The organism is Streptomyces sp. MMG1533, assembly GCF_001279775.1.
In the GTDB taxonomy this organism is placed as follows: Bacteria; Actinomycetota; Actinomycetes; order Streptomycetales; family Streptomycetaceae; genus Streptomyces.
This window is the reverse complement of record NZ_LGDG01000246.1, coordinates 1-13,900: the sequence shown is the minus strand read 5'-3', so window position 1 is coordinate 13,900 and position 13,900 is coordinate 1. Positions and strand designations below refer to the sequence as shown.

At 72.7% G+C, this 13,900-nt stretch carries 16 protein-coding genes; 12 read left to right on the top strand and 4 right to left on the bottom strand.

Annotated features, from left to right (window positions below; genetic code table 11):
* Positions 1 to 7 precede the first annotated feature (7 nt).
* Positions 8 to 379: a hypothetical protein gene (locus ADK57_RS34080; RefSeq protein ID WP_234390494.1), complete on the bottom strand. Its 372-nt coding sequence runs from the start codon at positions 377 to 379 to the stop codon at positions 8 to 10.
* A gap of 60 nt (positions 380 to 439) precedes the next feature.
* On the opposite strand from ADK57_RS34080, the gene ADK57_RS34075 reads away from it, so the two are divergent.
* From ADK57_RS34075 to ADK57_RS34060, 4 genes are read left to right on the top strand one after another with little or no spacing between them, the layout of a single operon-like run.
* The gene (locus tag ADK57_RS34075) at positions 440 to 1,411 is read left to right on the top strand and encodes an FAD:protein FMN transferase (protein WP_053753522.1); all 972 of its coding nucleotides are present in this window, start codon (positions 440 to 442) and stop codon (positions 1,409 to 1,411) included.
* The gene (locus ADK57_RS34070; protein WP_053753521.1) at positions 1,408 to 1,989 is read left to right on the top strand and encodes a ferric reductase-like transmembrane domain-containing protein; all 582 of its coding nucleotides are present in this window, start codon (positions 1,408 to 1,410) and stop codon (positions 1,987 to 1,989) included. The genes ADK57_RS34075 and ADK57_RS34070 overlap by 4 nt, the downstream gene beginning before the upstream one ends.
* Before the next feature lie 2 nt (positions 1,990 to 1,991).
* Positions 1,992 to 3,212 carry an NADH-ubiquinone oxidoreductase-F iron-sulfur binding region domain-containing protein gene (locus ADK57_RS34065; protein WP_078973503.1) on the top strand — a complete coding sequence of 407 codons (1,221 nt, stop codon included), beginning with the start codon at positions 1,992 to 1,994 and terminating at the stop codon, positions 3,210 to 3,212.
* Positions 3,205 to 3,423, top strand: coding sequence for a ferredoxin (locus tag ADK57_RS34060; RefSeq protein WP_053753519.1), 219 nt, complete (start codon positions 3,205 to 3,207; stop codon positions 3,421 to 3,423). Before ADK57_RS34065 ends, ADK57_RS34060 begins: the two co-directional genes overlap by 8 nt.
* A 12-nt stretch (positions 3,424 to 3,435) precedes the next feature.
* On the opposite strand, the gene ADK57_RS34055 is transcribed toward ADK57_RS34060, so the two are convergent.
* The 3 genes from ADK57_RS34055 to ADK57_RS34045 are packed head-to-tail and all read right to left on the bottom strand — an operon-like array spanning position 3,436 to position 5,390.
* Entirely contained in the window at positions 3,436 to 4,344 is a 909-nt protein-coding gene (locus ADK57_RS34055) for an aminoglycoside phosphotransferase family protein (RefSeq protein ID WP_053753518.1), read from the bottom strand.
* Between the two features lie 27 nt (positions 4,345 to 4,371).
* A complete protein-coding gene (locus tag ADK57_RS34050) occupies positions 4,372 to 4,839 on the bottom strand; it encodes a ferritin-like domain-containing protein (RefSeq protein ID WP_053753517.1) in 468 nt (155 codons plus the stop codon).
* A complete protein-coding gene (locus ADK57_RS34045) occupies positions 4,836 to 5,390 on the bottom strand; it encodes a hypothetical protein (protein ID WP_053753516.1) in 555 nt (184 codons plus the stop codon). The genes ADK57_RS34050 and ADK57_RS34045 overlap by 4 nt, the downstream gene beginning before the upstream one ends.
* A 204-nt stretch (positions 5,391 to 5,594) precedes the next feature.
* Here ADK57_RS34045 and rimP point away from each other — a divergent pair, with 204 nt between their 5' ends.
* From rimP to ADK57_RS34005, 8 genes are all read left to right on the top strand, one after another.
* The gene (gene rimP, locus ADK57_RS34040; RefSeq protein ID WP_053753515.1) at positions 5,595 to 6,104 is read left to right on the top strand and encodes a ribosome maturation factor RimP; all 510 of its coding nucleotides are present in this window, start codon (positions 5,595 to 5,597) and stop codon (positions 6,102 to 6,104) included.
* Positions 6,105 to 6,106: 2 nt separating this feature from the next.
* Positions 6,107 to 7,093, top strand: a complete 987-nt coding sequence (nusA, locus tag ADK57_RS34035; RefSeq protein ID WP_053753514.1) for a transcription termination factor NusA — start codon at positions 6,107 to 6,109, stop codon at positions 7,091 to 7,093.
* 90 nt (positions 7,094 to 7,183) lie between these two features.
* Entirely contained in the window at positions 7,184 to 7,462 is a 279-nt protein-coding gene (locus ADK57_RS48160; protein WP_078973499.1) for a YlxR family protein, read from the top strand.
* A 147-nt stretch (positions 7,463 to 7,609) separates the two neighbouring features.
* Entirely contained in the window at positions 7,610 to 10,756 is a 3,147-nt protein-coding gene (infB, locus tag ADK57_RS48155; RefSeq protein WP_078973498.1) for a translation initiation factor IF-2, read from the top strand.
* Positions 10,757 to 11,034: 278 nt separating this feature from the next.
* Entirely contained in the window at positions 11,035 to 11,328 is a 294-nt protein-coding gene (locus ADK57_RS34020) for a DUF503 domain-containing protein (protein ID WP_053753511.1), read from the top strand.
* A 40-nt stretch (positions 11,329 to 11,368) separates the two neighbouring features.
* On the top strand, positions 11,369 to 11,821 hold the full coding sequence (gene rbfA / locus ADK57_RS34015; RefSeq protein WP_053753510.1) for a 30S ribosome-binding factor RbfA: 453 nt from the start codon (positions 11,369 to 11,371) through the stop codon (positions 11,819 to 11,821).
* Positions 11,818 to 12,723, top strand: coding sequence for a tRNA pseudouridine(55) synthase TruB (gene truB / locus ADK57_RS34010; RefSeq protein ID WP_053753509.1), 906 nt, complete (start codon positions 11,818 to 11,820; stop codon positions 12,721 to 12,723). Before rbfA ends, truB begins: the two co-directional genes overlap by 4 nt.
* Before the next feature lie 283 nt (positions 12,724 to 13,006).
* Positions 13,007 to 13,900, top strand: an 894-nt coding sequence (locus ADK57_RS34005; RefSeq protein WP_420711939.1) for a trypsin-like peptidase domain-containing protein, incomplete at its 3' end; no start/stop codon positions are given.

Sequence of the window (13,900 nt, the reverse complement as noted above, 5' to 3'; positions counted from 1 at the left end):
GGGTGCCTCACAGACTTCTCTCAGGGCCGTACCCGACCGTAGTGGGTGACACAACGTCACCACGGCTACGGAGGGGTACGGCCATGACAGGCAGAGGCAGGGAGCGGGGCGCCGCAGCGCTGGTCCGCAGAGGGACCCGACGCACGGCGGCCGCCGCGGCGGCGGTCACGCTCGCGGCTGCGGCGGGGGTGTTCGCCCTGGTCGGCACGATGCAGGCGGATGCGAGCACGACGGCGAGCGGCACCACGCCCTCGACGTCCTCTTCCGCTTCCTCGTCCTCGTCCTCGTCGTCGAGTTCGAGCAGCGGTGATACGGATTCGTCGTCCTCGGCAGGCACCTCGTCCTCGTCGGACGACTCGTCGTCGAGCAGCTCCTCCACGGACTCCTCCTCCGGCCTCACCTCCGGCAGCGGCTCCGCCGACTCCACCTCGGGGGCGTCATGACGGCCACCGCCACCGCCCCGCGCACCACGGCCGCCACGGACTGGCGTGCTCTCGGTACGACCGTCCGTCTCGTGGTCACCGACCCGGCCCTCCTGGACTCCTGCAACCTGCTCCTGGCCCGGCACCTCGCCGAGGTCGACGCGGCGTGCAGCCGCTTCCGTACGGACTCCGAGCTGGTCGCGCTCGACAGTGCGCAGGGCCGCCCGGTCCGGGTCAGCCCGCTGCTCGCCGAGGCCCTCGCGGTCGCCCTGGGCGCCGCCGAGGCGACGGACGGGGCGGTCGACCCGACGGTCGGCTCGGCGATGGCCGCGATCGGCTACGACCGCGACTTCACCCTCGTCCAGGAGGACGACCGCCCGGTCCGGCTGAACGTCAGGCGGGCGCCCGGCTGGCGCCAGGTGCGGCTGGACCGCGCGACCGACACGGTCACCGTCCCGATGGGCGTCCGCCTCGACCTCGGCGCCACCGCCAAGGCCTGGGCCGCAGACAGGGCCGCGGCCATGCTGGCCCGCGCCGCGGGCTGCGGGGTCCTGGTCAGCCTCGGCGGCGACACTGCCGTCGCGGGCGAGGCCCCGGCGGGCGGCTGGCAGATCCGCGTCCAGGACGTCACCGGCCCCGTGGAGGAGACGCCGACGCAGGGCTCGTACGCCACGGTAGGCCTCCACGGCGGCGGCCTCGCCACCTCCGGCACGGCGGCCCGCCGCTGGCAGCGGGACGGCCACGAACTCCACCACATCGTCGACCCCGGCACCGGCCTGCCGGTCCGCACCCCGTGGCGCACGGTCTCGGTCGCCGCGGCCACCTGTGCCGACGCCAACGCGGCGACCACGGCCGCCCTGGTCAAGGGCGCGGGCGCGGAACGCTGGCTCACCGGGCGCGGCCTCCCGGCGAGGCTGGTCGCGCAGAACGGGACCGTCGTGACGACTCCCGGCTGGCCCACCCCGGTCCCCGTGGAGGCAGCAGCATGACCTCCGAGACCCTCTGGTACGCCAACCGCGCCACCGGCGCCGTCTGCCTCGTCCTCTTCACCCTGGTCGTCCTGCTCGGGATCGCCGTACGGCTGCGCGGCCGGATCCCGGGCCTGCCCCGCTTCGGCACGATGAGTCTCCACCGCACCCTCTCCCTCTCCGCGACCGCCTTCCTGGCCCTCCACATCACGACCGCGATCGTCGACGGCTACGTCGACATCACCGTCCTCGACGCCCTCGTCCCCTTCGTCTCCGACTACCAGCCCCTCTGGCTCGGCCTCGGCACGGTCGCCCTCGACCTGATGCTCGCGGTCGTGGTCACCAGCCTCCTGCGGGAACGCATCGGGCACCGCGTCTGGCGGGCCGTGCACTGGCTGGCCTACGCCTCCTGGCCCGTCGCCCTGATCCACGGCATCGGCATCGGGACGGACACCGGCACCGACTGGATGACCTGGCTGACCGTCGCCTGCGTGGCCGCCGTGGTCGCCGCCTTCGGCATCCGCGTCGCGCACTTTGCCCGCGCCGGGCGCCGCACTCCCGCCGCCCTTCTCCGCACGGCCGAAGGAGCCCGACCGTGACCATGACCTTCCCGGACGTCTACATGTCCCCCCGGCTGCTCGCCCCGGGCGGCGCCCCGGCCGACCTCCCCACCCACGAGCAGCGCTACGGCCCCCTGCCGTACGGCGATCCCGTCGCCCTCCTGCGTACGGTCGCCGAGTCCGGCCTCACCGGGCGGGGCGGAGCCGCGTTCCCCGTGTACCGCAAGCTGGCGTCGGTCGCCGAGGCGGGCCGCCGGACCGGACGCACGCCCGTGGTCGTCGCCAACGGAGCGGAGGGCGAGCCGGCGAGCTGCAAGGACAAGACGCTGCTGCGGCTGTCGCCCCACCTCGTCCTGGACGGGATCCAGGTGGCCGCCGCGGCGGTGGGCGCCGACGAGGCCCACCTGGCCGTGGAGGACGGCGCGTCCTACCTGGAGTCCGCCCTCGCGCGGCGCGACGACCCCGTCGCCGTGCGGGTCGTACGCCTCCCCAAGAGGTTCCTTTCCGGACAGTCCTCGGCCCTCGCCCGGTACGTCGGCGGCGGCGCCGCCCTGCCCGCGCACCAGGACCCGCCGGTCCGCGAACGCGGGGTGCACCGGGCCCCCACCCTCGTACAGAACGTGGAGACCCTGGCCCACCTCGGGCTGATCGCCCGCTACGGCGCCGACTGGTTCCGCTCCGCCGGGACCCCGGCCCAGCCGGGCAGCGCCCTGTGCACCGTCCACGTGCCGGGACGTGAAGTCCGGGTCGTGGAAGCCCCGTTCGGCATGCCGCTAGGCCGACTGCTGCCCCTCGACGGCATGTCCGCCGTCCTGGTCGGCGGCTACCACGGCACCTGGATCCCGGCCGCCGAGGCCGCGGAGCTCCGCCTGGACGCCGGCTTCCTGGGCGCGGGCGTCCTCGCCGCGCTCCCCGCCGACCGCTGCGGCCTCGCCGAGACCGCCCGCGTCCTGCGCTACCTGGCCCTCCAGTCGGCCGGCCAGTGCGGCCCCTGTCTCAACGGCCTGCCCCGTATCGCCGCCGCCTTCCGGACCCTGGCCGCACCCGGGCCCCAGGGCACCACCCGCGACGACCTCGCCCGCTGGTCCGGCCTGGTCGAGGGCCGCGGCGCCTGCCACCACCCCGACGGCACGGTCCGCCTGGTCCGCAGCGCGCTGACCACCTTCGCCGCCGAACTCGACGCCCACGCACACGGGTTGTGCACCGCGACCGACGCCACGCCCCTGCTGCCCGTACCGCACGAGGAGAGCCGACATGCCTGACACCGCGCAGCGCATCGACATCGACTGGACCGCCTGCGAGGGCCACGGCCTGTGCGCGGAGATCCTCCCCGAACACATCACGCTCGACGAGTGGGGCTACCCGCTGATCGATGGGCGGCCCGTCCCCGCGAGAACGGTCAAACGCGCCCGCAGAGCGGCCGCCGACTGCCCGGCCCTGGCCCTCAAACTGACGGCGAGTGCGGCTTTCTGAGGGGCGCGGGGCTCAAAGCCATCCGGCAAACTCCAACAACAACTCCGCATCCTTCGGCCGCCCCACCCGAAGGGCCCGCACCCCCGACTCCACCGCCCGGAACAACGTCCAGCCCCGCAGCCGTTCCTGGTCCACGTCCAGCGACTCCGCGAGCCGCTTCACCCGGCGCCGGGTCGTCGCAGCCCCCGAGGGCGAGGCGATCAGATCCTCCACCCGGTCCCGCACGAGCCGCGCCAGATCGAAGGCGCACTCGCCGACCACCGGGTCCGGCCCCACGGCCAGCCACGGCGTCCGCTCACCGGCGAGCACCTTGCTCTGCCGGAACGTGCCGTGCAGCAGCCGGTGTTCGGGCGGCGCGGCCAGCAGCTCCTCGCGGGCCGCGAGCGCCGCGTCCACCAGGGCCGCCACCTCGGCGTCGGCGCCGGCGCTCGCCCGCATCGCCTCGGCCTGTCGGCCGGTCCGCTCGGCCACCGTCTCGAAGACGTGCGCGTGCTCGTCGGCGGGTGGCTCCAGCCACAGCCGCCGCAACGTCCCGGCAGCCTCCAGCAGTGCCTTCGCCTCCGGCAGCGACCGCACCGACACGTCCGGATGCAGCCGCTCCAGGAGCAGCACACCCTCCGCCGTGAAAGGTTCGAGCAGCTGCACGGCGCCCCGACCGGCCCAGTGCACGAGTGCGGCCCGCTCAGCCTCGGGGCGGGCCCGGGGCGGGGCCAGCTTGAGTACGGCGGGCGTCCCGTCCGGCCGCCGCACCAGCACCACCAGGCTGCTGCGCCCACCGGGCATCTGCACCCGCTCGACGCTCAACTCGCGTAGCGCGACGGCCTGTCGGGCCGCCGCGGGCAGCTTCTCCAACCAGTCGTCACCGTCCGGTGCCGTCTCACCGAGCGCCCTCACCAGACGCTGCGGCGGTTCGAAAGCCATGCGCGAGCCGTTCCCTTCCCGTACGCGTTACGCGGTCGGCGTCGCCGACGCCGAGCCCGATGCCGACGCCGCCTGGGCCCGCTCGGCGAGCCCAGGGAAGGCTACGCTCTCGCCGCGCCAGCGCACCGCCCGCACCGCCGCCTCCCGCAGCGCCTCGGCCGCCGTGCCCCGCCGCTCGTCCCCGGCCGCCCGCACCAGGTCGGAGTAGACCCCGGCCACCCGGTCCTCCAGTTCGGCGGCGAGCCGTACGGCCGAGGCCGAGTCCGGCACCGGGAAGGGCAGCGCGTACGCCGCCGCCGCGGCCACCGGCGTGCCGCCCTGGTCCCGCACCTCGCGCGTCAGCGCGTCACGCCGGGCCCGGTGGGCGTCGTAGGCCGCCTTCGCCTCCGTACGACGGCCCTCGCTGATCCGGCCGCCGACGACCCCGTAGCCGTACACCGCCGCGTGCTCGGCGGCCAGCGCCGCCTGGAGGGCCTCCAGTTCCCGTTGCTTCACTTCGCACCCTCCGTCAGCAGATACGCGTGCGCCGCCCCGGCCGCGGCGACCGAGGCCAGCAGCCGCGCCGGCTCGCCCGGCAGATCGAGCAGTGCCTTCGCCCGCCGGTCCGCGAGGGTGCGCTCGGCGGCGGCGAGGCCGGCGAGGGCGTCCTGCTCGTTCGCGGGGACGGCGGGGGACGGCGCGGCCGAGGCGGAGGGCGGGGAGGCCGACACGGACGGAGACATGGACGGCGACACGGACGGCGACGCCTTCCCGACGCCCCCGAACGCCTCCGCATGCCGCACGGCCTCCGCCCGCAGCGGTCCCAGCCGCTCCGCCAGCGCGGGATGTACGGCGATGACGGCGTCGTACCGCGCCACCAGATCCGTACTCTCGCCTGCCGCACGCGCGCGTGCCCGCTCGACGACCGACGGACTGCCGCCCGTCCCGCCGTCGGAGTCCTCCGACCCGGCGGAGCAGCCCACCAGCAGGACGGCCCCGGCGGCCGAGGCGAGCAGGGTTCTTCTGCGCGGCCCCGACGGGGTGCGCGGCGGTGGAGGGTACGGCACGGCAGACGTCCTCGGGGAGCTCGTACGAACACGCGGGCGCGAAGGGCGGCCCCGCCGGTGATCACGGTACCCGCGCACCGGCCGGGCACCACTCAGCGGCACCGGCCCCGCGCAGGTGGACGGCAACACACCCCTGGACCGGATACCCTTTGACCAGACACGCGCCCTACCCACAACAGCACACGCGGCCGAGGAGTCACCCGGATGAGCACCACCCAGAGCGAGAGGCTGCGAGAACTTCTGGAACCGCTCGTCAGCTCCCAGGGCCTGGATCTCGAAGAGATCGCTGTGGACTCGGTCGGACGCAAGCGTGTGCTGCGCGTGGTCGTCGACTCCGACACCGGCGCCGACCTCGACCAGATCGCCGATGTGAGCCGCGAGCTCTCGGCGAAGCTCGACGAGACGGACGCGATGGGCCAGGGCGAGTACACCCTCGAGGTCGGAACCCCCGGGGCGGAACGTCTCCTCAAGGAACACCGGCACTACGTACGCGCCGTCGACCGGTTGGTGAAGTTCCAGCTGACCGACGGCGACGAACTGGTCGCCAGGATCCTCGGGGCCGACGACGAGGGCCTCGACCTCGAAGTGCCCGGTGTGAAGGGCCGCAAGGCCACCACCCGCAGACTCGCCTTCGGAGACATCGACAGGGCCCGCGTCCAGGTCGAGTTCAATCGCAAGGACAAGAAGGACATGAAGGAAGAGGAGGAGGCGTAGCCATGGACATCGACATGAGTGCCCTGCGGGGCTTGGTGCGGGAGAAGGAGATCTCCTTCGACCTGCTGGTCGAGGCGATCGAATCGGCCCTCCTCATCGCCTACCACCGCACCGAGGGAAGCCGCCGCCACGCGCGCGTGGAGCTCAACCGCGAGAGCGGCCACGTGACGGTGTGGGCGAAGGAGGACCCCGAGGACCTCGACGAGGGCCAGGAGGCCCGCGAGTTCGACGACACCCCGACCGGTTTCGGCCGTATCGCCGCCACCACCGCCAAGCAGGTCATCCTGCAGCGCCTGCGCGACGCCCAGGACGACGCGACGCTCGGCGAGTACGCGGGGCGTGAGGGCGACATCGTCACCGGCGTGGTCCAGCAGGGCCGCGACCCGAAGAACGTGCTCGTCGACATCGGCAAGCTGGAGGCCATCCTGCCGGTGCAGGAGCAGGTCCCCGGTGAGACGTATCCGCACGGGATGCGCCTTCGGTCGTACGTCGTACGAGTGGCAAAGGGTGTCCGTGGTCCGTCCGTGACCCTCTCCCGCACACATCCCAATCTGGTGAAGAAGCTCTTCGCCCTCGAGGTGCCGGAGATCGCCGACGGATCGGTCGAGATCGCCGCCATCGCCCGCGAGGCCGGCCACCGCACGAAGATCGCCGTACGGTCCACCCGTTCGGGCCTGAACGCCAAGGGCGCCTGCATCGGCCCCATGGGCGGCCGGGTGCGCAACGTGATGGGTGAGCTGAACGGCGAGAAGATCGACATCGTCGACTGGTCGGACGACCCGGCCGAGATGGTGGCGAACGCCCTGTCCCCGGCCCGCGTCTCCAAGGTGGAGGTCGTCGACATGGCGGCCCGCTCCGCACGCGTGACGGTGCCCGATTACCAGCTGTCCCTGGCGATCGGCAAGGAGGGGCAGAATGCCCGTCTTGCCGCCCGCCTGACCGGCTGGCGGATCGACATCCGTCCGGACACCGAACAGCCCGGGGAATAGATCCAAGCCGCAGGTGGCTGAGATCACGACAACAACCGTTCGATTCTTGCCCCGAAGGGGTGAGGTCGGTGCGGGGAGGTAGACTTAAGAGTGTCTGGCCGGACGCGAGCCCGCGCATGCCCTGAACGCACCTGTGTGGGGTGCCGGGAGCGAGCGGCCAAGAAGGACTTGCTGCGGATCGTGGCGATCGAGGGCGAATGCGTCCCCGATGATCGCGGTACGCTGCCCGGCCGGGGTGCGTATGTGCATCCCGCCCTGGTCTGTTTCGACCTGGCGGTACGCCGTCGGGCTTTCCCACGGGCGTTGCGAGCCCCGGGACCGCTCGACACGAAGGCGTTGCGCCTCTACGTCGAGCAGGCAACACCGTAAGAAGCGTCGTGCGGAACCCCCGTGCGGCCCTGGTACCCCGCGAGTTGGAAGTAGGTCGAGATTGCGATGAGCACTCGATGAGCACGCGATGAGTACGCCCATGAAGTAGCGACGGTCCGGACACAACCCGGACCTAAAAGGAGCGAAGTGGCTAAGGTCCGGGTATACGAACTCGCCAAGGAGTTCGGGGTTGAGAGCAAGGTCGTCATGGCCAAGCTCCAAGAACTCGGTGAATTTGTCCGTTCGGCTTCCTCGACGATCGAGGCGCCCGTCGTACGCAAGCTGACAGATGCCCTCCAGCAGGGCAGCGGAGGCGGCAAGCCCGCTTCCGCACGCAAGGCTGCTCCGGCCAGGCCGGCAGCCCCCTCTCCCGCGCAGGCCGCCCGTCCGGCAGCCCCGCGCCCGCCGGCTCCCAAGCCGGCCGCCGAGAAGCCCGCGGCTCCCGCCGCGCCGGCCTCTTCCGGCCCCCGTCCCACCCCGGGCCCGAAGCCCGCGCCGCGGCCCGCCCCGGCGTCCCCGGCTCCGACGACGCCCGAGTTCACGGCACCGCCGGCGGCTCCCGCCGCCCCGGCCGCCTCCTCCGGCGCCGGTACCGGCACCGGCTCCGGCCCCCGTCCGGGCGCCCCGCGTCCGGCCGGCCAGGCCCCGCGTCCGGGCTCCCGTCCGGCCGGTCCGGGCCAGGGTGGCCAGGGTCGCGGTGACCGTCCCGACCGCGGCGACCGTCCCGGCGCTCCGCGTCAGGGTGGCCAGGGAGCGCGTCCCGGTGCCCGTCCGGCCGGTCCCCGTCCGGGCAACAACCCGTTCACCTCTGGTGGCTCCACCGGCATGGCGCGCCCGCAGGCGCCCCGTCCGGGCGGTGCCCCGCGGCCCGGCGGTCCTGGTGGCCCCGGTGCCCCCGGCGGCGCTCCGCGTCCGCAGGGCCAGGGCCAGGGCGGTCCCCGTCCCCAGGGCGCGGCGGGCGGTCCCCGTCCGCAGGCTCCCGGCGGGCGTCCCAGCCCGGGTGGCATGCCCCGCCCGCAGGGCGGCGGTCCCCGTCCCGGCGGCGGCCCCGGCGGTGCGCGTCCGAACCCCGGCATGATGCCGCAGCGTCCTGCTGCCGGCCCGCGTCCCGGCGGCGGTGGCCCCGGCGGCCGCGGTCCCGGTGGCGGCGGTCGTCCCGGTGGCGGTGGCGGCGGTCGTCCGGGTGGCGGCGGCTTCGCCGGTCGTCCCGCCGGTCCCGGTGGTGGCGGCGGCGGTTTCGCCGGTCGTCCCGGTGGTCCCGGTGGCGGTGGCGGCGGTTTCGCCGGTCGTCCGGGTGGTCCCGGTGGTGGCGGCGGCGGTCGTCCCGGCTTCGGCGGTCGTCCCGGTGGTCCGGGCGGTCGTGGTGGCACGCAGGGCGCCTTCGGTCGTCCCGGCGGTCCCGCGCGTCGTGGTCGCAAGTCGAAGCGGCAGAGGCGCCAGGAGTACGAGGCCATGCAGGCCCCGTCGGTCGGCGGCGTGATGCTGCCTCGCGGCAACGGACAGTCCGTCCGCCTGTCGCGCGGTGCCTCCCTCACCGACTTCGCCGAGAAGATCGGCGCCAACCCGGCGTCGCTCGTCGGCGTGATGATGAACCTCGGCGAGATGGTCACTGCCACGCAGTCCGTCTCCGACGAGACGCTGAAGCTCCTCGCGGACGAGATGAACTTCGTCCTCGAGATCGTCAGCCCCGAGGAGGAGGACCGCGAGCTGCTCGAGTCCTTCGACATCGAGTTCGGCGAGGACGAGGGTGGCGAGGAGTTCCTCGTCGCGCGTCCGCCGGTCGTGACCGTCATGGGTCACGTCGACCACGGTAAGACCCGCCTCCTCGACACCATCCGCAAGACGAACGTCGTCGCGGGCGAGGCCGGCGGTATCACGCAGCACATCGGTGCGTACCAGGTCACGACTCAGGTCAACGACGAAGAGCGCAAGATCACCTTCATCGACACCCCGGGTCACGAGGCGTTCACCGCCATGCGTGCCCGTGGTGCCAAGTCGACCGACATCGCGATCCTCGTGGTGGCGGCCAACGACGGTGTGATGCCCCAGACGATCGAGGCGCTGAACCACGCCAAGGCGGCCGACGTGCCGATCGTGGTCGCGGTCAACAAGATCGACGTCGAGGGTGCCGACCCGACCAAGGTGCGCGGTCAGCTGACCGAGTACGGCCTCGTGGCCGAGGAGTACGGCGGCGACACCATGTTCGTCGACATCTCCGCCAAGCAGGGCCTCAACATCGAGAGCCTGCTGGAGGCCGTGGTCCTCACCGCGGACGCCTCGCTCGACCTGCGGGCCAACCCGGAGCAGGACGCGCAGGGTATTGCGATCGAGTCCCGTCTCGACCGTGGCCGTGGTGCCGTCGCGACCGTCCTGGTCCAGCGAGGCACCCTGCGGGTCGGCGACACCATGGTGGTCGGCGACGCGTACGGCCGTGTCCGCGCGATGCTCGACGACAAGGGTGACCACCTGGAAGAGGCGGGTCCGTCGACCCCGGTCCTCGTCCTCGGTCTCACCAATGTCCCGGGCGCCGGCGACAACTTCCTCGTCGTCGACGAGGACCGTACGGCCCGCCAGATCGCCGAGAAGCGTGCCGCTCGTGAGCGGAACGCCAACTTCGCCCGCCGGGGTGTCCGGTTCTCCCTGGAGAACCTGGACGAGGCCCTCAAGGCCGGTCTGGTGCAGGAACTCAACCTCATCATCAAGGGCGACGCGTCCGGTTCGGTGGAGGCTCTCGAGTCCTCGCTGCTCCAGCTCGACGTCGGCGAAGAGGTCGACATCCGCGTCCTGCACCGTGGTGTCGGTGCGGTCACGGAGTCGGACATCGACCTGGCGATGGGCTCGGACGCCATCGTGATCGGCTTCAACGTGCGCGCCGCAGGGCGTGCCGCGCAGATGGCCGAGCGCGAAGGCGTGGACGTCCGTTACTACTCGGTCATCTACCAGGCGATCGAGGAGATCGAGGCGGCCCTCAAGGGCATGCTCAAGCCGGAGTACGAAGAGGTCGAGCTCGGTACGGCGGAGATCCGCGAGGTCTTCAAGTCGTCCAAGCTGGGCAACATCGCCGGTGTCCTGGTCCGGTCGGGCGAGGTCAAGCGCAACACCAAGGCGCGCCTCATCCGCGACGGCAAGGTGGTCGCGGAGAGCCTCACCATCTCCGGTCTGCGCCGCTTCAAGGACGACGTCACCGAGATCCGCGAAGGGTTCGAGGGCGGTATCAACCTCGGCAACTTCAACGACATCAAGGTCGACGACGTCATCGCGACGTACGAGATGCGCGAGAAGCCGCGGGTGTAACAGCCGACGGTGCCTTTGCCGGCCGGCGGGACACGTTCCCGTCGGCCGGCTTCGGCCGTATCCAGCCCCTTCCGGCGTTTGAGGAGCGGGAGTTCAGGGGGCGGAGCCCCCTGGTGGGGTCGAAGGGGCGGAGCCCCTGGGGCTGGGACGGGCAGGGGCGGCGGGGGCGTAAGAATCCCGTCGATCAGCCTGCCCGTTCGTTGTACCGTTCTTGATGTCCCTGCCCACTGGATGGCGGGGCCATCGATCCCGTGCCGGCGGGTGAACCGGTTACACACATGTATGTGGGGACGCTGTCCTTCGACCTCCTCCTCGGCGACATACGGTCGCTGAAGGAGAAGCGCTCCGTCGTCCGCCCGATCGTCGCCGAGCTGCAGCGCAAGTACGCGGTGAGCGCGGCCGAGGTGGACCATATGGACCTTCACCGCAGGGCCGGTATCGGCCTCGCGCTGGTGTCCGGCGACGCGGAGCACGTGACCGATGTGCTGGACCGGTGCGAGCGCCTGGTCGCCGGGCGCCCCGAGGTGGAACTGCTGTCGGTGCGACGGCGCTTCCACGGCGACGACGACTAGATTTTTTTGAACGTGGAACAGGAAGAACGGGAGACGACCAGTGGCCGACAACGCGCGGGCTAAGAGGCTGGCGGACCTCATCCGAGAGGTGGTTGCCCAGAAGCTGCAGCGCGGGATCAAGGACCCGCGGCTCGGCTCGCACGTCACCATCACGGACACCCGGGTCACGGGTGACCTGCGGGAGGCGACCGTCTTCTACACGGTGTACGGGGACGACGAGGAGCGGGCGGCCGCGGCCGCCGGTCTGGAGAGCGCCAAGGGCGTGCTCCGTTCCGCGGTCGGCGCGGCGGCGGGCGTGAAGTTCACGCCGACGCTGACCTTCGTGGCCGACGCGCTGCCGGACACCGCCAAGACCATCGAGGACCTGCTCGACAAGGCACGGGCCTCGGACGCGAAGGTGCGCGAGGTCTCGGCCGGCGCGGCCTTCGCGGGTGAGGCGGACCCGTACAAGAAGCCGGGCGAGGACGAGGACGAGGACGACGCCGCCGAATGACCCAGCAGAACCGGACGCCCGACGGCCTTGTCATCGTCGACAAGCCGTCGGGCTTCACTTCGCACGACGTCGTCGCCAAGATGCGCGGCATCGCCCGGACCCGCCGTGTCGGCCACGCCGGCACCCTCGACCCCATGGCGACGGGTGTCCTCGTCCTCGGTGTGGAGAAGGCGACCAAGCTCCTCGGGCACCTCGCGCTCACCGAGAAGGAGTACCTGGGCACCATCAGGCTCGGGCAGACGACGCTCACCGACGACGCCGAGGGCGAGATCACGGGGTCGGCCGACGCCTCGAAGGTCACCCGCGACGCCGTCGACGCCGGTATCGCCAAGCTGACCGGCGACATCATGCAGGTGCCGTCCAAGGTCAGCGCCATCAAGATCAACGGTGTGCGGTCCTACAAGCGGGCGCGGGAGGGCGAGGAGTTCGAGATCCCCGCCCGGCCCGTCACCGTCTCGTCCTTCGCGGTGTACGACGTCCGGGACGCCGTCGCCGAGGACGGCACCCCGGTCCTGGACCTGGTGGTGTCGGTGGTCTGCTCGTCCGGCACCTACATCCGGGCCCTGGCCCGTGACCTGGGTGCCGACCTGGGCGTCGGCGGGCACCTCACGGCGCTGCGCCGGACGCGCGTCGGACCGTACAAGCTGGACTCCGCCCGCACTCTCGACCAGCTCCAGCAGGAGCTGACCGTGATGCCGATCGCCGAGGCCGCAACGGCCGCGTTCCCGCGCTGGAACGTGGACGCCAGGCGGGCCCGGCTGCTCACCAACGGTGTACGACTCGACATGCCCGGCGAGTACACGGGCGTCGGTGCCGTGGCCGTCTTCGACCCCGAGGGCCGGTTCCTCGCGCTCGTCGAGGAGCACAAGGGCAAGGCCAAGAGCCTCGCCATCTTCGGCTGAGGCCGCCGACCCGCGCACGGCGCGGAGTCCGCCCGTGGAGCGGCGATCACGGGGTCGTCGCTGCCGCCGCTCCACGGTCCCCCTCGGTTCCCCCACCCCTAGGGTGTATCCAGCGGCCCCCGTCCATTCACCCGACCGGGCAGGCGCTCGGAGTGAAGCGGGGGAGCGGAAGGGGGCGCGTTCGCTGCGCGATCTGTGCGGCTGATCACCTCCCGCCTACCGTCGAATCAGCCACGTGCATGCGTACGGCGGACAGGCACGTGTACGGCGGGGAGGTTCGACCATGGCGGGACGGGGCCCGCGGACCGGGGACGCCCGCGACACCGCACGGCCGGTCCAGGAGGACGACGGCTCCGGCCACGCGCGCGGTCGGCTGCGCCCGGGGGCGGAGGAGTCGGGACAGAGCCGCGGCCGCGACGACTCACTCGTCCATGTCCACGACCTCGACGGCCGCCCCCGCGGCACCGGCTTCATGGCCGACCACCACGGCACGGTCGTCACCAGCCACGAGAGCGTCGACGGCCTGCCCCGGCTCGTCCTGCACGCCGCCGGGGACCGCAGCTGCGTCGTGACCGCCGACGCGGTGACCCTTCTGCCCGACCTGGACCTGGCCCTCGTACGCACCGAGGGCCTCGGAGTGGATCCACTGCCCGTCACCGTCCGGGACCGGATCGAGACCGGCAGATACGTGTGGGTCCCCGCCGGCTGCTGGCGTGAGGCACGCGTCCTGGGCGCGACCCCTGTGACGTACACCGCCACGGACCGCTTCCATCTCCTCGGCGACGCCCTGGAGTTGGCGATCGGCACGGCCGGCCGGGACGCGCTGCGACCGGGCGGCGGGGCCGCCGGAGGGCCGGTTCTCGACGCCGCGACCGGCGCCGTGGTCGGCGTCCTCGGCACCGCGCTGCAGAGCGGCCACCGGGATGAGGGTTTCGCAGTACCACTGCGACCGGCGCCGAGCGGTCCCCTCGCGGAACTGCTTGCCGTGAATGCGGCCACCGTGCCCGCGTACGGGGCCGACCTCAATCTGGCCGGGGTGCTGGAGCTTACGGCGACTTCTGTGGCGCAGGACGGGCCGACCGGGGTGTTGGCGGGGTATGTGGGGCGGGGGGAGACGGGCGGTCCGGGAGCGGGGTCGGGTGAGGTGGGGGCCGGTGCGGCTTGGCCGGGTGCGGGG